This window comes from Chitinimonas sp. BJYL2, assembly GCF_027257935.1.
Classification (GTDB): Bacteria; Pseudomonadota; Gammaproteobacteria; order Burkholderiales; family Chitinimonadaceae; genus Chitinimonas.
The window spans coordinates 1,011,692-1,032,948 of the sequence record NZ_JANZKW010000001.1 but is presented as its reverse complement, the minus strand read 5'-3'; the positions used below and the strand labels follow the sequence as shown (position 1 = coordinate 1,032,948).

The following is a 21,257-nucleotide window of genomic DNA, read 5'->3' as shown; positions in this document are numbered from 1 at the left end:
GCCGGACTGACGATGCCGCCGTCCAGTACGCGTGCTGTAATCCGCCGCAACTCGCCCTGAACAAGGAATCCGCATGTCGCTGGCCGTGCTCTACAGCCGCGCACTGAACGGCGTTGCCGCACCCGAAGTCGTCGTCGAAGCGCACCTTGCCAATGGCCTGCCGGCGTTCAACATCGTTGGCCTGCCCGATACCGAGGTCAAGGAAGCCCGCGACCGTGTCCGCGCGGCGATCCAGACGGCGCGCTACGATTTCCCGGCACGACGCATCACGGTGAATCTGGCCCCGGCCGACCTGCCCAAGGAGAGCGGCCGCTTCGATCTGGCGATTGCGCTGGGCATCCTCGCGGCCAGCGATCAGCTGCCGATGGCGGCATTGGCAGACTATGAATTTGCGGGCGAGCTGGCACTGACCGGCGAGCTACGCCCGGTACGTGGCGCGCTGGCCATGTCGCTGGCCGCCAGCCGGGCGGGCCGCGCCTTCATCGTGCCCAGCGCCAATGCAGCTGAAGCCGCATTGATTGCCGAGACCGCCGTATATGGCGCCGACAGTCTCAACGCCGTCTGTGCCCATCTGGCTGGTCACACCGCACTGGCGAGGGCCGAGGCCCCACCCTGCGATGCCCCTGCCGGCTACCCCGATCTGGCCGATGTCAAAGGCCAGCTCCCCGCCAAACGCGCGCTCGAAATCGCCGCAGCGGGCGCGCACTCGCTGTTGATGGTGGGCCCGCCAGGCACCGGTAAATCCATGCTGGCCAGCCGTCTGCCCGGCTTGCTGCCGCCCATGGCGCAAGCCGAAGCGCTCGAAGCCGCGGCCTTGCAATCGCTGGGCTCGCAAGGGTTTGACCCGGCACGATTCGGCCAACGCCCTTATCGACAGCCGCATCACACCGCTTCGTCGGTCGCGCTAGTGGGTGGCGGCTCCGACCCGCGACCCGGCGAGATCAGCCTCGCCCACGGCGGCGTGCTGTTTCTGGACGAGCTGCCCGAATTCGACAGAAAAGTGCTCGAAGTGCTGCGCGAACCGCTGGAAAACCGCCGCATCACCATCTCGCGCGCGGCACGTCAGGCGGAGTTCCCGGCCGCCTTCCAGCTCGTCGCTGCGATGAACCCGTGCCCCTGCGGCTATGCCGGCCACCCCAACGGCCGCTGCCGCTGCACGCCCGATCAGGTGAGCCGCTACAAGGGCAAGCTGTCGGGGCCGTTTCTGGATCGCATCGACCTGATCATCGAGGTGCCCGCCGTCTCGCAACTCGAACTGAGCACTCCGGTTCAGAGCGAATCCAGTGCCGCCATCCGCGCCCGTACCACCACCGCACGCGCACGCCAGCTGGCCCGGCAAGGCTGCGACAACGCCCGCCTTGGCAGCCGTGATCTTGATAGCCATGCATACCTCGACAGCGCCGGCCAGCAGCTGATGCACACGGCCATGACCCGGCTGGATCTCTCAGCCCGCGCTTACCACCGCATCCTGCGCGTAGCCCGCACGATTGCCGATCTGGCCGATAGCGAGCTGATCCTCGCCTCGCATCTGGCCGAAGCCATCCAGTACCGCCGTGCACTCTGAGCGCTGGCGCTTGGCCCCGAGCGGCCATCTGGACTAGAATCTGGACGTCCGAGCGGGCGTCGTATAATGGCAATACCCTAGCTTCCCAAGCTAGAGCCGTGGGTTCGATTCCCATCGCCCGCTCCACTCTCCCGCTGTAACACCACCCCGACGGCTTCACGCTACACTGCGACTTTGCGCCGGGAGACTTCCATGTACCAAGCCAACGCACGCCGCGTCGCCATCCTCGGCGCCAGCCGCATTCCGTTTTGCCGTTCCAATACCCTGTATGCCGAGCAGACCAATCTGGACATGCTGGCCGGGGCCATCAACGGTCTGGCTGATCGCTGCAATCTGGCCGGCGTGGAAATCGGCGAAGTCGGCGCGGGGGCGGTCATCTCGCACAGCAAGGACTGGAACCTCACGCGTGAAGCCGTGCTGTCGACCAAGCTGTCGCCACTGAGCACCGCCTACACCGTGCAGATGGCCTGCGGCACCAGCCTGCAAGCCGCCGCGCAACTGGCCGGCAAGATCGCGCTGGGGCAGATCGACAGCGCCATCGCCGCCGGGACCGACACCACCTCCGACGCACCCATCGTGTTCCAGCGCCGCTTTGCGCAGCGCCTGGTCAAACTCTCGCAAGCCAAGACCCTGGGCCAGCGGCTTGCTGCCTTCAAGGGCTTTGGCCTCGGTGAACTGAAGCCATTTGCACCGAACGCCGGGGAACCGCGCACGAAAATGTCGATGGGCCAGCATACCGAGATCATGGCCAAGCAATGGGGCATCGCCCGCGCCGATCAGGACAAGCTCGCCTTCGACAGCCACATGAAGGCCGCCAAGGCCTATGAAAGCGGCTTTTTCAACGATCTGATCGTGCCGTTCGCCGGCGTGAACCGCGACAACCATCTGCGCGCCGATTCCACGCTCGAAAAGCTGGCCACGCTCAAGCCCGCGTTCGACCGCGATTCGGGCCAGGGCACACTTACGGCCGGCAACAGCACGCCGCTGACCGATGGCGCATCGGCCGTGCTGCTGGGCTCGGACGCCTGGGCCGCCGAGCGCGGCCTGCCCGTGCAGGCCTACCTGACCCATGTGCGCACAGCCTCGGTCGACTTCATCGCCGGCGAAGGCCTGCTGATGGCCCCGACGGTGGCCGTCGCCCGCCTGCTGGCCGACACAGGCCTGAGCCTGCAAGACTTCGACTACTACGAAATCCACGAAGCCTTCGCCGCCCAGGTGCTGTGTACGCTGCGCGCCTGGGAATCTGCCGACTACTGCCAGAAACGCCTCGGCCTCTCTGCCCCGCTGGGCAGCATCGACCCAGCCAAGACCAATGTGATGGGCAGCTCGCTGGCCGTGGGCCATCCGTTTGCTGCCACCGGCACACGCATCCTCGGCGTGGCCGCCAAACTGCTGGCGCAAAAGGGTAGCGGCCGCGTGCTGATCTCGATCTGCACCGCAGGCGGCATGGGCATTGCCGCCATCGTCGAACGCCCCTGATCCCCGATGAAAACCATCCTGATCGCCAATCCCAAAGGCGGCGCGGGTAAATCCACGCTGGCCACGAATCTGGCCGTGCGCTACGCATGGCAACGCCAGCGGGTGCTGCTGGGCGATATCGACCGCCAGCAATCAACTCGCCACTGGCTGAGCCTGCGCTCGCCGCACTTCCCCGTGATTACGCACTGGGATTGCGACGAGGACGACATCGCCAAGCCGCCCAAAGGCAGCGATATCGCCATCCTCGACACCGCAGCAGGCCTGCGCGGCAAGCGGCTGGAAGCCGCGCTCAAGCTCGCTGATCAGGTGCTGGTACCCGTGCAGCCATCGAGCTTCGATATGTGGGCCAGCGAAGATTTCTTCACCCGCTTGGCCGAGGAAAGGCAGGTGCGCAAAGGCAAGGTGCAGATCGGCGTCGTGGGCATGCGCGTCAAGGCCAATACGCGCGCCAGCCAGCAACTGGTCGACTTTCTCGACCGCTTTGATCTGCCCGTACTCAGCTGCCTGCGCGATACCCAGTTCTACGTGCAGACGCTGCCACGCGGCCTTGGCATATTCGACCTGCCCGCCCCGCGTGTGGCGCGCGATCTTGAACAATGGCAGCCGATACTCGACTGGCTGGACGCATGAACCCCCAGCGCGTTCCGGTGAACCTGATCACCGGCTTTCTGGGCGTAGGCAAAACCACCGCCATCCGCCGGCTGCTGGCCGAGAAACCGGCCGACGAGTTCTGGGCCGTGCTGGTCAACGAGTTCGGCGAAGTGGGCATAGACGGTGCAGCGATTGAATCGGCCAGCGATCAGCTCAATGTGGTTGAAGTCCCTGGTGGCTGCATCTGCTGCACCACCAGCCCCATGCTGCGCGTGAGCCTCACCAAGCTCCTGCGCCAACGCCGCCCCGACCGCCTGCTGATCGAACCCAGCGGCCTCGGCCACCCGGCCGGCATCATCGACGTATTACGCGACCCTTACCTGCAAGCCGCGCTGGACGTGCGCGCCACGATCACGCTGGTCGACCCGAGGCAACTGAACGACAGCCGCTATACGACACATGCGATCTGGCGCGACCAGATTGCGCTGGCGGATGTGCTGATTGCCAACAAGTGCGACCGGACGGACGCCGAGGACGTGGATCGCTTTCTGGCGATGGCTGGGGCCCTGTATCCGCCCAAGCTGGCGGTGCGGACGACGAGCATGGGGGGGATTGCACGCGAGTTGCTGGATTTGGGTGACGATGCACCTGCAACTGAATCTACCCCCGCCTTTCGCGCCAGCGCAGCGCACCCAACGCGGCCGAGCCGCCGTGCCTCCAACGGCGACGCTGCGACAACCGTTAGCGCGCCGGTCACCAAGGAGCACCAAGAGCCCGGTCAATCCAGCCGTGGGTGGCTCTGGCCTCCTGAGCAACGTTTCTTCGCAGAAACCCTTGCTCAATGGTTTCAGCAGCTCCACCTCGCAGAACGCAAACTCCCGCAACTGCAACGCGGTAAAGGCGTGTTCCATACCGATCATGGCTGGCTGCTATTCAACTGGGTTAGTGGCGAGGTTTCGGCCGTCGAGATCGCGTGGCGGCGCGATTCACGCTGCGAGCTGATCGTGGCCAGTGATAAGCCCGATTGGTCCGTGGCTGAGGCATCGTTGTTAGACTGCCTGATCAAGGCATAGGCGCCGGAGAACAGCCGGCTCCAAGTCAGTGAAGCCATACTGTTTCATGTGAAACGCCCCAAAAAAAGCGCCGCCCCATCAGGGCGGCGCAATCGTCTGCGTAGACGTCTCTCGAAAAACAGCTTGTAAGGGGTCGATCAGTGCCCCACGGCCTTGATCATATCTTCGACCACCTTCTTGGCATCACCGAACACCATCATGGTCTTGTCCATATAGAACAGGTCGTTGTCGAGGCCGGCATAGCCCGCGCTCATTGAGCGTTTGACCACGATCACCGTGCGCGCCTTGTGCGCTTCGAGGATCGGCATGCCGTAAATGGGGCTGGACTTGTCCTTGAGTGCGGCCGGGTTGACCACATCGTTGGCGCCGATGACCAGCACGACATCGGTATTGCTGAAGTCGGCATTGATCTCTTCCATTTCCTGCACCTGCTCGTACGGCACTTCGGCCTCGGCCAGCAGCACGTTCATATGGCCGGGCATGCGGCCTGCAACCGGGTGAATCGCGTAGCGCACGTTCACGCCCTTGTCGATCAGCGCGCGGGCGTATTCCTGCAGTGCATGCTGGGCGCGCGATACCGCCAGGCCGTAGCCGGGAACAATGATCACCGAGTCGGCATTGCCCATCATGAAGGCGGCATCGTCGGCACTACCCGACTTGTAGGGCTTCTGCACCACCTCACCGACTGCCGCTGCTTCGTCGCCACCCATGCTGCCGCCAAAGATCACGCTGATGAAAGAGCGGTTCATGGCCTTGCACATGATGTAGCTGAGGATCGCACCGCTGGAACCCACCAGCGAGCCGGCAATGATCAGCACCGAGTTGCCCAGCGTGAAGCCGATACCGGCCGCGGCCCAGCCCGAATAGCTGTTGAGCATGGACACGACCACTGGCATGTCGCCGCCACCGATCGGGGCGATCAGGAAATAGCCGAGCACCAGCGACAAACCGGTCATGATCCAGAACGAGGTCAGCGATTCGGTCACGAAGTAATGCGCGCCAAAGCCCAGCATGCTGGCCGCAACAAGGATCTGCGCCGGCTTTACCCAGCCACCGCGCAAGGGCTTGGCCGCGAGCTTGGCGCTGAGCTTGCCCCAGGCAATGATCGATGCGGTAAACGTGAGCCCGCCGATAAAGCAGCCGATGAACAGCTCCACGCGCTGCACGGTGCTATGAGCCTGCTCGGGGTTGTGCACAGCGGCCAGCGCGATCAGCACGGCGGCCAGACCGACCAGCGAATGCATCAGCGCCACGGTTTCGGGCATTTGTGTCATCGGCACCGTCTTGGCGCGGTAGATGCCGATACCGGCACCGGCCAGCATGGCAATCGCAATCAGCGCCAGATTCGGGCTGGGTGCAATCACCAAGGTCACCAGCACGGCCAGCGCCATGCCGACCATGCCGTAACGGTTACCGGCAATCGCGCCGGTCGGGCTAGACAGGCCCTTGAGGGTAAAGATGAACAGGATGGCGGCGATCAGGTACAGCCAGTCTGCGTGTTGAGTGATCAGATTCATGGCATGCCCCTCACTTTTTCTTCTTCTTGAACATGTCGAGCATGCGCGATGTAACCGCGAAGCCGCCGAAGATGTTCACGCTGGCCAGGAACACCGCCACGGCACCGAGTACGGAGGTCAGCGTGATGCTCTGACCGCCGATATCGACCGTCTGCAACACCGCACCGACGATGATGATGCTCGACAGCGCATTGGTCACCGCCATCAGCGGCGTGTGCAGCGCCGGCGTGACGCTCCAGACCACGTGGTAGCCGATGAAGATGGCGAGGATGAAAATCGTGAAGGTGGACACGAACGGGGTTTGCACCAGCTGCTCGACCGGCAAGCTGGCAGCCGCCTGGGCGGCCTGGGTCGCGGCTTGCGCGACGGTTTCTGTGCTGCTCATGGGAGTCTCCCGGATTCTGGTTGGGGCGGCGCAGGAATGCGGCCCGGATCAAGCCTTTTTGCCGAACAGGACTTCACCGCCATGCGTAATCAGGCTGGCGGCGACAATGTCGTCCTCGCGGTTCACGTGGTAGCCCTTGTCCTTGTCAAGGATCAGCGCGGCAAAATTGAGCAGGTTGCGCGCGTAGAGTGCCGAGGCATCACACGCCACCAAGCCCGGCAGATTGCCGTAGCCGACGAGCTTTACGCCGCCCTCGGTGGTCACCACCTCATTGAGCTTGGATAGTGGGCAGTTGCCACCGTTTTCCACGGCCAGATCCACCAGTACCGCACCGGGCTTCATGGCAGCCACCGTTTCGGGCTGGATCAGCACCGGCGCTGGCCGGCCTGGAATCAGCGCCGTGGTGATGACGATATCGGCATTGCGGGCATGCTTGTCCACGAGCGCGGCCTGACGCTGCTTGTAGTCGTCCGACATCTCCCGCGCATAGCCGCCCGCCGTTTCGGCCTGCTGCTTTTCCTCATCGGTCAGCGCCACTTCCACGAACTTGCCACCCAGCGATTCGACCTGTTCCTTGGCGGCCGGCCGCACATCGAAGGCTTCGACCACCGCACCGAGCCGCTTGGCCGTGGCAATTGCCTGCAAACCGGCCACGCCCGCACCCAGAATCAGCACGCGCGCGGGTTTGACCGTGCCGGCGGCCGTCATCATCATGGGCATGAAGCGCGGATAGAACTCGGTGGCCAGCAGTACCGCCTTGTAGCCGGCGATATTGGCCTGGCTCGACAGCACATCCATGGCCTGCGCGCGCGTGGTGCGCGGGACCAGTTCCATGGCGTACATATCGAGCCGCTTGGCCGCATAGGCGGGCAGATCGGCGTTCCGATACGGGTCACACAGGGCCACCACCGCCGCGCCATCATCAAGGGCAGCCAGTTCTTCACCTGATGGTGCACGCACCTTCAGGATCAGGCCGGCACCCGCCACCGTGGCGGCGTAATCCGGCGCAATGCTGGCGCCGGCGTCGGCATACGCCGAATCCGGTTGCGCACTGTGTGTGCCGGCACCGCTTTGCACGGTCACCGTGTGGCCCAGGGCCAGATACTTCTTCACCGTCTCGGGCGTAGCGGCAACACGGGTTTCGCGTTGCGCCGACTCCCTGGGAATGGCGATTTTCATGGGATAGCACCTCTTCATTTCATTACCAAACCAAAAGTGCCCCACCTTGGGTTTGTTAACGAAACGGACGCGACTCCGCGTTTTACTGTAGTTGCTGAGTCCGCCATCTGCCGGAACTGGCATACGGCCTGCGCTGCCATGGGCGAGGACGGACAGGTACGCGCCTGGGGTCATCAGGCTTGGCATACCAAGACATCGCCGTCGGTGACGGCAGAAGAAGACAGCCGGGTTGTGCCCGGCCGGAGGACGCCAACGAGGCCGGGTAGTAAGACCCGACCCGTTTCAAACAAGCGTTTGAGCGGTTTGTCAATTCAAGCATGCGCTTGATTGAAATGGAAGGCCGTTCGGGTGATTGGATGCAAGCGCGGCGCAAATGTCGCGCGCATGCCACGGACCGGCGGCCGGTCTGACGCCTGATCCCCCGCCATGGCTACCTTAGCGGGGACCACGGGCCGGGTTTGCCGCTGTTGGCAAACCGCTACAAGGCGTGGCCGCGGCTCAAGCCATGGCGGTGCCTGCCAAATGTGTGAGGGCCAGAAGGAAGGATGAGGTTGCGACTCGCGCTACTTGCCGATGCAGAAGCGGCTGAAGATCTCACCGAGCAGATCGTCCGCCGTGAACTCGCCGGTAATGCTGGATAAAGACAGCTGCGCCAGCCTCAGCTCTTCAGCAAACAGTTCAACCTGCTGCCAGACCTCGGCCGCCGTCTGCAGATGCTGGCTGGCATGGCGCAGGGCATCGAGATGGCGCTCGCGCGCCAGGAATACCCCGGCATCCTCACCGCCCCAGCCCACCATCTCCAGCAAAGTAGCGCGCAAGGCGGAGAGACCGGCACCGGCCTTGGCCGACAGGCGGACCACCGGGTGTCCCGCCTCCTCGCCGCGCCCCTCGGGCTCGCCGGTCAGGTCTATCTTGTTGAACACATGCAGGCGCGGCAAGCGATCCGGCAGGCGCGCCAGAATCGCGGCATCGTGCTCTGTAATGCCCTCGCGACTGTCGATCAGCAATAGCGCCAGATCGGCCTTCTCCACCGCCGCCCAGGTGCGCTGAATGCCGATTCGTTCTACCGCATCCTCGGTCTCGCGCAAGCCCGCGGTATCGATCACATGCATGGGCACACCATCCAGCTGGATCAGTTCCCGCACGGTATCGCGGGTGGTGCCGGCAATATCGGTCACAATCGCCACATCCTCGCCAGCCAGTGCGTTCATCAGGCTGGACTTGCCCACATTGGGTTGACCGATCAGCACCACATGCATGCCCTCACGCAGCAGGCGCCCCTGGCTGGCGGTGGCCATCACTCTGGCAAGCTGGGTCGATATATCAGCCAGCTTGCCCCGCGCATTGGCGGCCTCTAGGAAGTCGATGTCTTCTTCGGGGAAATCCAAGGTGGCCTCGACCAGCATGCGCAGATTGATCAGCCGGTCGACCAAGGCGTGAATTTCGGTCGAGAAGGCGCCCGCCAGCGAGCGCAGTGCCGAACGCGCTGCGGCTTCGGAACCCGCGTCGATCAGGTCGGCCACACTCTCGGCCTGAGCCAGATCGAGCTTGTCGTTCAGAAAAGCGCGGCGGGTGAACTCGCCCGGTTGAGCCAGGCGCGCACCCAGTTCCAGACAGCGCCGCAGCAGCATCTGCATGACCACGGGACCACCATGGCCCTGAATTTCGAGTACATCCTCACCCGTGAATGAATGCGGCGCGGGGAAGAACAGCGCCAGACCCTGATCGATGACAGCGCCGTGGGTATCGCGTACCTCGGCGTAGTGGGCGTGACGCGGTTTGAGTGTCTTGCCGGTGAGCGTCTGGGCAAACGCGGCCAGACCGCTGCCCGACACCCGCACGACCCCCACTCCGCCGCGGCCGGGCGCGGTGGCAATCGCAGCAATCGTGTCTCGGTAGGCAGTTGGTTTGGGCATGGTGATCAGTTTAGGCATTCAGGGGCTGGATGTAACAAGGCCCGGCAGAACCGGGCCTTGTAGAAAACAACGCGACGCGCAGATCAGTGTGACTTGGCGCTATGGCTGTCTTCACGTTCGATCATGCGGTTCATGTACCACTGCTGACCGATGGAGAACACGTTGTTGACCACCCAGTAAAGCACCAGACCGGCCGGGAAGAACAGCGTGAACACCGAGAAGATCAACGGCATGATCTTCATCATCTTGTCCTGCATCGGATCGGGCGAGGGCGGGTTTAGCAGCGCTTGCACGTACATGGAAGCCGCCATCAGCACCGGCAGCACGAAGTACGGGTCAGCGACCGACAGATCCTGAATCCAGAATGCCCAAGGTGCCTGGCGCAGTTCCACCGCAGCCAGCAGCATCCAGTACAGGCCCATGAATACGGGAATCTGGATCAGGATAGGCAGACAGCCCGACAACGGGTTGGCCTTTTCCTGCTTGTACATTTCCATCACGGCCTGCTGGAACTTCATGCGGTCGTCGCCGTATTGTTCCTTGAGGCGCTGCATGCGCGGAGCCAGCTTCTTCATCTTGGCCATCGAGCGCGCGCTGGCAGCCGACAGCGGATAGAAGGCAATCTTGATCAACAGGGTAAAGACGACGATCGCCCAGCCCCAGTTGCCGATCAGGCCGTGGATCTTGTCGAGCGCCCAGAACATGGGCTCGGCAATCACCTTGAAAATGCCATAGTCCTTCACCAGTTCCAGACGTGGCGCAGCGGCTTCCAGTGCGCGCGTTTCCTGCGGACCGGCGTAGAGCGGCACAGCGATCTGGCCGGTAGCACCGGCGGCAATCGGGGCCAGATCCACAATCGCTCCAGCCGAGTAGTATTCACCCGCGGTCTTCACTTCAAAGCGACAGGCCTTGGCCGCGCACACATTGCTACCCTGATTCGGGCTCAGCAGCCAAGCCGAGGCAAAGTAGTGCTGCAGCATGGCCACCCAGCCGTCCTTGCCTTCTTTGGGGTAATCGGCCTTGCCCTTGTCGATATCGGAGAACGCCACGGTCTGCATCTTGCCAGCATCACTGCTGTACACCGCCGGACCAGTGAAGGTGTGCACGCCGAAGAAACCGCCCGTGCCTTCGAGTTCCTTGCCATCGCGCAGCAGGCGGTAGTAAGCCGAGAGGTTCAGCGGTGCGGCGCTGCCGTTGCTGACCTCGTACTTCACATCGATCAGATAGCTGCCGCGCTTGAAGGTGTAGATCTTGGCGACTTTGACGCCGCCGACTTCAGGCGCGTCGAGGCGTACCGAAACACTGTCTTCACCATCCTTGAGCGTGGCGGTACTGCTTGCGCTGGTGAACACGGTGCGGTGCGTGGGCAGATTGGGCATGCCCGATGCCATCAAGCCGGTCTGCGCCACATAGGTGTGCTTACCAGCTTCTTCAAACAGCACGAAGGGCTTGCTGGGGTCTTCAACCTGACCGTGCTTGAGGAAGCTCAGCTGACGCAGATCGCCCCCCATGGTATCGATCTCAGCCGATACCAGATCAGTGGTCACCTTGATGCGATTGCCACGCTGCAGCTTGCTAGCAGCGTCATTGGCGGTTGCGGCGGGGCCAGCGGGCGCGGCTGCAGCACCGGCATTGGCGGCAGGTGCCTTAGCCGTATCGGCCACCGGCGCAACCACGGGTTGCGGCGCCAGCCACTTCTGCCAGCCGAACAGGATGGCCACAGACAGCACCACGAAAATAACCAGACGTTTGATATCCATGGGACAGGAGCTCGTCGTAAGAATCAGGGCACAGGGTCGTGCCCGTGGCCACCCCAAGGGTGACAGCGGCAAAGCCGGCGGATTGTAAGCCATCCGCCACGCGCAGCGCCATGACGGCGCACGGCCATGACGGCGTACTCCGAACAGCTGGGCGTGTAACGGCAATTGGGGCCCAGGATCGGGCTAATCAAGTAGCGGTAGCCCAGAATGAGCCAGACCAGCAGGCGCGACATCAGCGGAAGCGTTCCAGCAGTTTCAGCAGCGCCTGCCTGGCGGCTTGCGCTTCGGTAGCACGGAAGCTGCGTTTGGCACGGACGATCAGGTCCAGGCTGGCCAGGCCGCCCGCCTCATGGCGGAACACTTCGCGGATGGTGCGCTTGATGAAATTACGCCCGACGGCGCGGCGCTCGACGCGCTTGGCCACCACCACCCCCAGACGCGGATGGCCCAGGGTGTTGGTTTTGCACCATGCCTGGAAGAAGGCATTGGTGTGGATACGGCGCAAACTAAAAACGGATGAAAATTCATCCGTTTTTAACAAGCGTTGCTGCTTGGTGAAGCGTAGCGTCAACCGTCGACCTTAGACGGACAGACGATGGCGGCCCTTGGCGCGACGGGCAGCCAGGACAGCGCGACCACCGCGGGTACGGCTACGCACGAGGAAACCGTGGGTACGCTTGCGACGAATGACGGAAGGTTGGTAAGTACGTTTCATGGCATTAGCCCCAGACTGGGTTCGTGTTCTTTAGAAAACGTGCGATTAAACGGAAAAAAGCCCTATTTGTCAATGACCTTATTTTCCACAGCCTGTGGATAAGCCCCCTGAAAGTGACTAGAATTGGCCGCCTGAAATGCCCGTTCCAGCGGGTCTTCGCAGCCTGGTAATCCGAGCGTTTCCCGGCTGCGTCCGGCGCGGGATTTCCCCACGGCCGCCAGACCTTGAGGCCGGCTGCGCCACACGATTCCAATAATATGACGACACCCGCCGAACAATTCTGGCCGAACTGCCTTGCCCGGTTTGCGGAGGAGCTTTCCGCACAGCAGTTCAACACCTGGATCAAACCGATCAGCTGCGCTGTGGATAGCGAGGCGGTGTACCTGTACGCGCCCAACCAGTTCTCGCTCCAGTTCGTGCGCGACCGGTTCATGGTGCGTATCGAGAAATACGCCACCGAATTCTTCGGCAACAATCAGCCCACGCTGGAACTGCGCGTGGCGGAAAACCGGGTGGCCAAACCGGCCAGCAATGGTGCCGCCCAGACTACCGGCAGCCCGGCTGTCGCTGCCAGCAAGCCCGTGCCGCAACGCTCGATGGCCATGGCCAACGAAACCACGCGGCTGAACCCGAACTTCACATTTGAAACCTTGGTCACCGGCAAGGCCAACCAGCTTGCCCGCGCCGCCGCCATCCAGATCGCCGAAAACCCCGGTTCTGCCTATAACCCGCTGTTCGTTTACGGGGGCGTGGGCCTGGGCAAGACTCACCTGATCCAGGCCATCGGCAATCTGGTGCACCAGCACAACCCCGATGCCAAGATCCGCTATATCCACGCCGAGCGCTATGTGGCGGATGTCGTGCGCGCCTACCAGCACAAGGCCTTTGACGAGTTCAAACGCTATTACCATTCGCTGGATCTGCTGCTGATCGACGATATCCAGTTCTTCTCAGGCAAGAGCCGTACGCAGGAAGAGTTTTTCTATGCGTTCAACGCCCTGATCGAAGGCCACCGCCAGGTCATCATTACCTCGGATCGCTATCCCAAGGAAATCGAGGGTATTGAAGACCGGCTGATCTCGCGCTTTGGCTGGGGCCTGACCGTGGCCATCGAGCCGCCCGAGCTGGAAATGCGCGTGGCCATCCTGCACAAGAAGGCCGAATCTGAAGGTTTCAAGCTCGATTCAACGGTGAGCTTCTTCATCGCCAAGCACATCCGCTCCAATGTCCGCGAACTCGAAGGCGCGCTCAAGCGGGTGCTCGCGTACTCACGGTTTACCGGTGAGCAGATCACCCTCGATGTGGCCAAGGAAGCACTGAAAGATATTCTGGCCTCGGGCAACAAGCTGATCTCGGTGGAGAACATCCAGAAGACGGTAGCCGACTTCTACAAGATCAAAGTGGCCGACATGCACTCCAAGAAACGCACACGCGATATCGCCCGCCCGCGTCAGATCGCCATGGCCCTGACCAAAGACCTGACCCAGATGAGCCTGCCCGCCATTGGTGAAGCCTTTGGCGGACGCGATCACACGACCGTACTGCACGCCTGCAAGACCATCGCATCGCTGCGCCAATCTGACGCCAATATGAATCACGATTACAACGTACTCGCGCAGATACTGCGCAATTGAAACAGGCCGAACAAGACGGTGTGAAATGTGGATAAGCTCCCTGTTAGTCACAGGCCCGAAAACGGGACACAAACCATGCACAGGCGCCAGCGCACACTATCCACAGCCAGATTTTGCTGCAAGTAATTGAAAACGAACGGTAAATTGGCTTATCCACAGAAAATGGCCAGCTTTATCAAACTACTATCAGGAATCAATCAATCATGTTGCTGATACAAGCAGATCGCGATGCGCTCCTCAAACCGCTGGCCACCGTCACCGGTATCGTCGAACGTCGGCATACGCTGCCCATCCTGTCGAATGTGCTGATATCCAAGCAGGCAGGTGAACTGAGCTTTCTGGCGACCGATCTGGAAATCCAGATCAGCACTGCACATAGCGATACCGAAGGCGGTGATTTCCAGCTGACCATCTCGGCCAAGAAATTCCAGGACATCCTGCGTGCAATTACTGATGGCACAAAAGTGAGTCTCGAACAGGATGACAACCGCCTCACCGTGAAAGCCGGAAAGAGCCGTTTCAACCTGCAGACGCTGCCAGCACAGGATTTCCCCAAGCTCGCTATCGATACCAACGTGCGCAGCCGCTTCACTGTCGGTCAGCGTCAGCTCAAGGCACTGATCAGCCGTGTGCAATACGCCATGGCGCATCAGGACATTCGCTATTACCTCAACGGCCTGTTGATGCAGACCGAAGGTAACGAGCTGCGCCTAGTTGCCACCGATGGCCACCGTCTGGGTTTCATCTCCGGTGCCATTACCCAGAACATGGAGCGGCACGAAGTCATCCTGCCGCGCAAAACCATTCTGGAGCTCTACAAACTGCTGGCCGACATCGACGACGAAGTCGATATCGAGATTGCCCAGAACCAGGTCAAGTTCGCCTTCGGCAATATCGTGATCCACTCCAAGGTCGTGGACGGCAAGTTCCCCGATTACAATCGCGTGATTCCGGTTGGCAATGAAAAGCTGATTCCTTTGAACCGCCAACAACTGCTGGGCTCACTGCAACGCGCAGCCATCCTGTCGAACGAGAAATTCCGAGGCGTGCGTCTGGTGCTCAGCGATGGCATCCTCAAGATCATCTGTAACAACAGCGAGCAGGAAGAAGCAACCGAAGAGCTGGAAATTGCCTACCGAGGTGACCCGCTAGATATCGGCTTCAACATCGGTTACCTGCTCGACGTGCTGACCAATCTGGAACACGAAAACGTGGTGTTTGCCTTTGGCGACCACGCCACCAGCAGCACGCTGGTAACTGTGCCTGAAGAAGCCAACTTCAAATATGTCGTGATGCCGATGCGCATCTGAGGTAAAACAGTCCAACCAGCCGGCCAGCAACTTGGCCGGCTTTAGCATTTTTTTGGATGTACGTCCGATAAGGCGTGCATCCACAGCAAGACTAGGTGGAACACGAATGAGCGATCAGGAATACGGTGCAGACAGCATCAAGATGCTGAAAGGCTTGGAGGCCGTACGCAAACGCCCGGGCATGTATATCGGCGATACGCAGGACGGTACCGGTCTGCATCACATGGTGTTTGAAGTGCTGGATAACGCCATCGATGAAGCGCTGGCAGGCCACTGTAACGAGATCAAGGTCATCATTCATCCCGATAACTCGATCTCCATCGAAGACAACGGGCGCGGCATTCCCACTGCCATCAAGGAAGAAGACGAATTCAAGCGTTCTGCCGCTGAAATCGTGATGACCGAACTGCATGCCGGCGGCAAGTTCGACCAGAACAGCTACAAGGTTTCCGGAGGTTTGCACGGCGTGGGCGTGTCGGTGGTCAACGCTTTGAGCGATTGGCTCAAGCTGACGATCCGTCGCGACGGCAAGGTGCACCACATGGAGTTCCGCCGTGGTGATCGCGTCGAGCCGCTCAAGGTCGTCGGCCAGACCGAGCACCGTGGCACCGAAGTCCATTTCCTTGCCAGCACCGAAACCTTCGGCACCGTGGAGTTCCACTACGAAATCCTGGCCAAGCGGATACGCGAGCTGAGCTTCCTGAACAATGGTGTGGCGATCGTCCTCATGGACAAGCGCACCGGCAAAGAAGAGAACTTTGCCTATTCGGGTGGTGTACGTGGCTTTGTGGAGTACATGAACCGCAACAAGAGCGTATTGCACCCGAAGATTTTCTACGCACTGGGCGAAAAGGACGGCATGACCGTAGAAGCCGCCATGCAGTGGAACGATTCGTATCAGGAATCCGTGCAGTGCTTCACCAACAACATCCCGCAACGCGACGGTGGCAGCCACCTCACCGCACTGCGTCAGGTGATGACGCGCACGCTGAACCAGTACATCGAAGCCAATGAAATCGCCAAGAAAGCCAAGATCGAAACGGCGGGCGATGACATGCGCGAAGGCCTGACCTGCGTACTCAGCGTCAAGCTGCCCGATCCCAAGTTCAGCAGCCAGACCAAAGACAAACTGGTCTCCAGCGAGATCACTCCGGTCGTCAATGAAATCCTCTCGCAGGCGCTCAATGACTTCTTGCTGGAAAACCCCATCGACGCCAAGACCATCTGCGGCAAGATCGTCGAAGCCGCCCGTGCCCGCGATGCAGCACGTCGCGCGCGCGAACTGACGCGCCGCAAGGGCGTGATGGATGGTTTGGGTCTGCCCGGAAAACTGGCCGACTGCCAGGAAAAAGACCCGGCACTATCCGAAATCTACATCGTGGAAGGTGACTCGGCGGGTGGCTCAGCCAAGCAAGGTCGTGACCGCAAATTCCAGGCCATCCTGCCGCTGCGCGGCAAGGTACTTAACGTGGAGCGCGCCCGTTTCGACAAGCTGATTTCCAGCGAGCAGATCGCCACGCTGATTACCGCACTCGGTTGCGGTATCGGCAAGGATGATTTCGATCTGGCCAAGCTGCGTTACCACCGCATCATCATCATGACCGATGCCGACGTGGACGGTGCCCACATCCGTACCCTGCTGCTGACCTTCCTGTACCGCCAGCTGCCCGAGCTGGTCGAGCGGGGTTATGTCTACATTGCCCAGCCGCCGCTGTACAAGGTCAAGCATGGCAAGAACGAGCAATACCAGAAGGATGATCAGGAACTGAACCAGTACCTGCTCAAGCTGGCCTTGGCAGGCGCACAGCTGGTTCCACGTGAAGCCGCGGAACCGCTTGAAGGCTTGGCACTGGATGCCTTGGCACGCCAATACCTGCTGGCCCAGGCCGTGATCGAACGCGAGAAACGTCTGATCGACCCGGCAGTGCTCTATGCCTTGATCAAGTCCACACCGATCAATCACAAGGACGAAGCCGCCGCTCGTGCCTCATCCGCTGCCCTGGCAGCCGCGCTGAACGACCCGGCTTACACCTTTGATGTGGTGCACGACGACAAGAACGACAGCTGGATCATCAAACTCACGCGCGCCATCCACGGCAATATCGCCGTCCAGTATCTGGACCACGATTTCCTTGAATCGGGCGATTACCAGCAACTGCGTAAAACCGCCGACATGCTCACCGGCTTGCTCGGCGAAGACGCCATTGTCCGTCGTGGCGAACGCGAACAACCGGTTCGCGAATTCGGCGAAGCGCTGGATTGGCTGATGAACGAAGTCCGCCGCAATATGAGCATCCAGCGCTACAAGGGCTTGGGTGAAATGAACCCAGAGCAGCTGTGGGAAACGACGATGGACCCGACCGTACGTCGCTTGATGAAGGTGCAGATCGAAGACGCCATGGCGGCCGACGATATCTTCACCACGCTGATGGGCGACCAGGTGGAGCCGCGACGGCAGTTCATTGAACAGAATGCTTTGGTGGCGCGCAATATCGATGTTTGACGAGTTTCGGAAGCAAGGAACGTTGAGATTAATCGTCAACAACTGAACTGTGCCTCCGTAGTATCAGAACTAACTAAACAACGTTCGTCGAGAGGTGAACGTTGTTTTTTTTGGCTAATTAGCTGACTAGATAATCTGTCTTTCAAAGCTGATCAGATACCATTGAACTCATGAACCGCGACCAGCTAAAGAAACTAGAAAATGACCTTTGGAGTGCCGCAGATAAGCTGCGAGCAAACTCCGACCTCAAAGCCAGTGAATACAGCACACCCGTGCTTGGACTCATCTTTCTGAAGTTTGTCGACAATAAATACCGACAACATGAGGCCGCGATTAAGCAAGAGTACGAGAAGCTCAAAGATACGCGCCGCGAAAGGTCGATGGATGAGATTGCCATCGAAAAGTGCGGGTTTTATTTGAGGGACTACGCTCGTTACGACTACTTGCTCAACCTGCCGGACAAAGAAAATATCGCCAAGGCAATTCGGGATGCCATGGCCAGCATTGAATTCAGCAAACCCGAGCTTCTGGGCGTGCTGCCGCAGGAGGAGTACGACCGCTTCACCCGCAGCCCCAAGAACCAGCACATCCCCAAGGACCTGCTCAAGCTGTTCTCCGACATCCCGGTCGATGCCTCGGGTGACGTGTTCGGGCAAATCTACGAGTACTTCCTCGCCAACTTCGCGCTCAGCGAGGGCCAGGGTGGCGGCGAGTTCTTCACGCCGCGCTCCGTCGTCAAGCTGATGACCGAGATCATCGAGCCCCACGGCGGCAAGGTCTTCGACCCCGCCTGCGGCTCCGGCGGCATGTTCGTGCAGTCGGCGGACTTCATCCACCAGCACCAGGCCGACAAGGCCGCCGACCTGGACGTGTTCGTCTGCGGCACCGAGAAGACGCTGGAGACGGTGAAGCTCGCCAAGATGAACCTCGCCGTGAACAACCTGCGCGGCGACATCAAGCAGGCCAACACCTACTACGAAGACCCCTTCAACGCCTTCGGCGCCTTCGACTACGTGATGGCCAACCCGCCGTTCAACGTGGACGACGTGACGCTGGATGCCGTGGAGAAGGACCGCCGCTTCAACACCTACGGTGTGCCGCGCAACAAGACCAAGGCCAAGGGCGCGGCCGGCAAGGACGGCAAGGAGAAAGCCGTCGAGACCGTGCCGAACGGCAACTACCTCTGGATCAACCTCTTCGCCACGTCGCTCAAGCCCGGTGGCCGCGCCGCGCTAGTGATGGCCAACTCGGCCAGCGATGCCCGCCACTCCGAGGCCGACATTCGCAAGACGCTCATCGAGCAGAACCTCATCTACGGCATGCTCACGCTGCCGTCCAACCTGTTCTACACCGTCACCCTGCCGGCCACGCTGTGGTTCTTCGACAAGGGCAAGACCGATGACAAGGTGCTGTTCATCGACGCCCGCAACATCTTCACCCAGGTGGACCGCGCTCACCGCGAGCTGAGCGACGAGCAGATCCAGAACATCGCCCTCATCCCCCGCCTGCACAAGGGCCGCCACCAGGAGTTTGTGGATCAGGTGGACCGCTACCTGCACCAAGGCATGGCGCAGCTCAAGGACGCCGCCGAGCACCTGCCGGCCCTGAGCGACCGCCTGCTGGCCGTGCTGGCTGAAGAAGCGGCCGATGCCCAGACCAGCCAGGCCGCGCGCGACGCCATCGCCGCGCTGCAGGCCCAGTGGGGCCAGCTCGCCGCGCTGGCGCAGGCCCAGGACCAGCACGAACGCACCCGCGGCCAGAAGCACAGCGTGGAGGACCGCAACCAAGCACAGCACCTGCTGCGCGCCCAGTTCACGCCTTTCTTCGCCGGCCTGCACGCGGCGGTGAAGGCGCTGGACAAGGCCATCCGCGAGATGGACAAGCGCAAGGCCGAGGCCGCCAAGGCGGACGGCAAACGCGCCACCGCCAACCGCCAGACCAAGGGCGTGAAGGCGGCGGTGCAGGCCCTGCACGACGAGTTGAAGGCCGCCGAGCTGTACTACCAGCATGTGAGCTGGCTGCAGGAGCGCTTCCCCCAGGCCGCCTACGAAGACGTCACCGGCCTGTGCAAGCTGGCCAGCCGCGAGGAGATTGCCGAGCAGGATTGGTCGCTCAACCCAGGGCGGTATGTGGGCGTGGTGATTGAGGAAGATGGGAAGACGGAGGAGGAGTTCGCCGAAGAGCTGCTGTCGGCTCACGACGAGCTGTTTCAACTGACCAGGTCGGCGGGGGTGCTTCAAGACGTGATCGCGAAGAACTTGGCCGCATTGGTGGAGTGAACATGGCCTCCCGCGAGTCCGAATTCAAAACACTCACAGAAGTCGGAACCTTGGGCAGAGGTAAGTCCAAGCACCGACCGCGCAACGATCCTGACCTCTACGGCGGCGAATATCCGTTCGTCCAAACGGGTGACGTTAAGCACGCACCGTTCTATCTGACGGAGTACACCCAGACCTACAACGCCAAGGGCCTAGCGCAAAGCAAGCTTTGGCCGCCGGGAACTTTGTGCATCACGATTGCGGCCAACATCGCGGATACGGCGATCCTTGCGATCCCTGCGTGCTTTCCAGACAGCATCTTGGGGTTCACGCCTCATCCGCTACAAGCTGACGTTCGTTACACGAAGTACTGCCTTGATGCGTTCCGTGCACACATGGAGCAAATCTCCAAGGGCACGACGCAGGACAACCTCAGCATGGACAAGCTGTTGAAGTTGAGGTTCTGGTTCCCCGCCTACGAGCTTCAGCAGAAGATTGCCGCTCTGCTCACCGCCTACGACGACCTGATCGCCAACAACCAGCGCCGCATCGCCTTGCTGGAGTCCATGGCCGAAGAGGTCTACCGCGAGTGGTTTGTGCGGATGCGTTTTCCGGGTTGCGAGACCGCCACTTTCTCGAAAGGTATTCCGGAAGGCTGGGAAGTGGTGCCGCTTGGGCAACACTGCCATGTCGTTAAAGGCAAGTCCTACGCCTCGGACGATCTGGTCAATGACCCGACGGCCATGCCCTTCGTGACACTCAAGTCTTTCAATCGAGGTGGCGGCTACCGTGCTGTCGGTCTGAAACACTACAAGGGCGAGTTCAAGAGCGATCAGTTGGTCAAACAGGGGGACATTGTCATGGCGGTCACCGACATGACGCAGGACCGGGTCGTTGTTGGGCGGGCCGCGCGGGTGCCAGACCTCGGCGAGGGGGGCGCTGTCATTTCGCTGGACGTTGTCAAGCTGGTGCCGAAAGAGATTGACCCGACATATCTCTACTTGTTCCTGCGCTTCTCGGGGTTCGCAAACCACATCAAGGAGTTCGCAAACGGGGCGAATGTTCTTCACTTGAAGCCAGACCTCATCCCAGCGCAAGACGTGGTGATGCCGCCTCGTGCTTTGCAAGATCGCGTAGCGCTGATTGCAGAGCCCATGCTTCAACAGGCGGAGCAACTAGCTCAAAGCTGCAGGAGGCTGAGCGATATGCGCGATGCCCTGCTCCCCCGCCTGATCTCCGGCAAACTCCGCGTCGAAGCGTTAGACATCCAGTTCCCGCCCAGCATGCAGCCGCCGCCTGCAGAGGCCGCGCCGCGTGAGGCGATAGCCCTTTAGCATCTCTTCTTCTCCACAACCGGCAACACCAGGGAGGTG

The 21,257-nt window shown here is 61.1% G+C and carries 17 protein-coding genes and 1 tRNA gene; 10 read left to right on the top strand and 8 right to left on the bottom strand.

Going from position 1 to position 21,257, the window contains the following annotated elements; genetic code table 11:
- Nucleotides 1-73 precede the first annotated feature (73 nt).
- The 5 genes from O9X62_RS04795 to O9X62_RS04775 all read left to right on the top strand — a co-directional run bounded on the left by O9X62_RS04795 (nucleotide 74) and on the right by O9X62_RS04775 (nucleotide 4,707).
- Complete coding sequence (locus tag O9X62_RS04795; protein WP_269531625.1) at nucleotides 74-1,564, top strand: YifB family Mg chelatase-like AAA ATPase; 1,491 nt, start codon at nucleotides 74-76, stop codon at nucleotides 1,562-1,564.
- A gap of 52 nt (nucleotides 1,565-1,616) precedes the next feature.
- Nucleotides 1,617-1,690, top strand: a tRNA-Gly gene (locus O9X62_RS04790).
- Nucleotides 1,691-1,756: 66 nt separating this feature from the next.
- Nucleotides 1,757-3,043, top strand: coding sequence for an acetyl-CoA C-acetyltransferase (locus tag O9X62_RS04785; protein WP_269531624.1), 1,287 nt, complete (start codon nucleotides 1,757-1,759; stop codon nucleotides 3,041-3,043).
- Between the two features lie 6 nt (nucleotides 3,044-3,049).
- A complete protein-coding gene (locus O9X62_RS04780; RefSeq protein ID WP_269531623.1) occupies nucleotides 3,050-3,673 on the top strand; it encodes a ParA family protein in 624 nt (207 codons plus the stop codon).
- Nucleotides 3,670-4,707 carry a GTP-binding protein gene (locus O9X62_RS04775; protein WP_269531622.1) on the top strand — a complete coding sequence of 346 codons (1,038 nt, stop codon included), beginning with the start codon at nucleotides 3,670-3,672 and terminating at the stop codon, nucleotides 4,705-4,707. The genes O9X62_RS04780 and O9X62_RS04775 overlap by 4 nt, the downstream gene beginning before the upstream one ends.
- Nucleotides 4,708-4,844: 137 nt before the next feature.
- Here O9X62_RS04775 and O9X62_RS04770 read toward each other — a convergent pair whose 3' ends face one another.
- From O9X62_RS04770 to rpmH, 8 genes are all read right to left on the bottom strand, one after another.
- Nucleotides 4,845-6,224 (bottom strand): NAD(P)(+) transhydrogenase (Re/Si-specific) subunit beta, encoded by a 1,380-nt coding sequence (locus O9X62_RS04770; RefSeq protein ID WP_269531621.1) that lies wholly within the window; start codon nucleotides 6,222-6,224, stop codon nucleotides 4,845-4,847.
- 10 nt (nucleotides 6,225-6,234) lie between these two features.
- On the bottom strand, nucleotides 6,235-6,531 hold the full coding sequence (locus tag O9X62_RS04765; RefSeq protein WP_308446433.1) for a proton-translocating transhydrogenase family protein: 297 nt from the start codon (nucleotides 6,529-6,531) through the stop codon (nucleotides 6,235-6,237).
- Between the two features lie 126 nt (nucleotides 6,532-6,657).
- On the bottom strand, nucleotides 6,658-7,788 hold the full coding sequence (locus O9X62_RS04760; protein WP_269531619.1) for a Re/Si-specific NAD(P)(+) transhydrogenase subunit alpha: 1,131 nt from the start codon (nucleotides 7,786-7,788) through the stop codon (nucleotides 6,658-6,660).
- 563 nt (nucleotides 7,789-8,351) lie between these two features.
- Nucleotides 8,352-9,704 carry a tRNA uridine-5-carboxymethylaminomethyl(34) synthesis GTPase MnmE gene (gene mnmE / locus O9X62_RS04755; RefSeq protein WP_308446432.1) on the bottom strand — a complete coding sequence of 451 codons (1,353 nt, stop codon included), beginning with the start codon at nucleotides 9,702-9,704 and terminating at the stop codon, nucleotides 8,352-8,354.
- Between the two features lie 83 nt (nucleotides 9,705-9,787).
- Nucleotides 9,788-11,464, bottom strand: coding sequence for a membrane protein insertase YidC (gene yidC, locus O9X62_RS04750; protein WP_269531617.1), 1,677 nt, complete (start codon nucleotides 11,462-11,464; stop codon nucleotides 9,788-9,790).
- A 23-nt stretch (nucleotides 11,465-11,487) separates the two neighbouring features.
- Complete coding sequence (gene yidD, locus O9X62_RS04745; RefSeq protein WP_269531616.1) at nucleotides 11,488-11,697, bottom strand: membrane protein insertion efficiency factor YidD; 210 nt, start codon at nucleotides 11,695-11,697, stop codon at nucleotides 11,488-11,490.
- On the bottom strand, nucleotides 11,697-12,035 hold the full coding sequence (gene rnpA / locus O9X62_RS04740; protein WP_308446422.1) for a ribonuclease P protein component: 339 nt from the start codon (nucleotides 12,033-12,035) through the stop codon (nucleotides 11,697-11,699). The genes yidD and rnpA overlap by 1 nt, the downstream gene beginning before the upstream one ends.
- A gap of 9 nt (nucleotides 12,036-12,044) precedes the next feature.
- The gene (rpmH, locus tag O9X62_RS04735; protein WP_269531614.1) at nucleotides 12,045-12,179 is read right to left on the bottom strand and encodes a 50S ribosomal protein L34; all 135 of its coding nucleotides are present in this window, start codon (nucleotides 12,177-12,179) and stop codon (nucleotides 12,045-12,047) included.
- A 257-nt stretch (nucleotides 12,180-12,436) separates the two neighbouring features.
- On the opposite strand from rpmH, the gene dnaA reads away from it, so the two are divergent.
- From dnaA to O9X62_RS04710, 5 genes are all read left to right on the top strand, one after another.
- Nucleotides 12,437-13,813 carry a chromosomal replication initiator protein DnaA gene (gene dnaA, locus O9X62_RS04730; protein WP_269531613.1) on the top strand — a complete coding sequence of 459 codons (1,377 nt, stop codon included), beginning with the start codon at nucleotides 12,437-12,439 and terminating at the stop codon, nucleotides 13,811-13,813.
- A gap of 203 nt (nucleotides 13,814-14,016) precedes the next feature.
- Nucleotides 14,017-15,123, top strand: coding sequence for a DNA polymerase III subunit beta (gene dnaN, locus O9X62_RS04725; RefSeq protein ID WP_269531612.1), 1,107 nt, complete (start codon nucleotides 14,017-14,019; stop codon nucleotides 15,121-15,123).
- A 106-nt stretch (nucleotides 15,124-15,229) separates the two neighbouring features.
- The gene (gyrB, locus tag O9X62_RS04720; protein ID WP_269531611.1) at nucleotides 15,230-17,626 is read left to right on the top strand and encodes a DNA topoisomerase (ATP-hydrolyzing) subunit B; all 2,397 of its coding nucleotides are present in this window, start codon (nucleotides 15,230-15,232) and stop codon (nucleotides 17,624-17,626) included.
- 170 nt (nucleotides 17,627-17,796) lie between these two features.
- The gene (locus O9X62_RS04715; RefSeq protein ID WP_269531610.1) at nucleotides 17,797-19,905 is read left to right on the top strand and encodes an N-6 DNA methylase; all 2,109 of its coding nucleotides are present in this window, start codon (nucleotides 17,797-17,799) and stop codon (nucleotides 19,903-19,905) included.
- 2 nt (nucleotides 19,906-19,907) lie between these two features.
- A complete protein-coding gene (locus O9X62_RS04710) occupies nucleotides 19,908-21,218 on the top strand; it encodes a restriction endonuclease subunit S (RefSeq protein ID WP_269531609.1) in 1,311 nt (436 codons plus the stop codon).
- Nucleotides 21,219-21,257 lie beyond the last annotated feature (39 nt).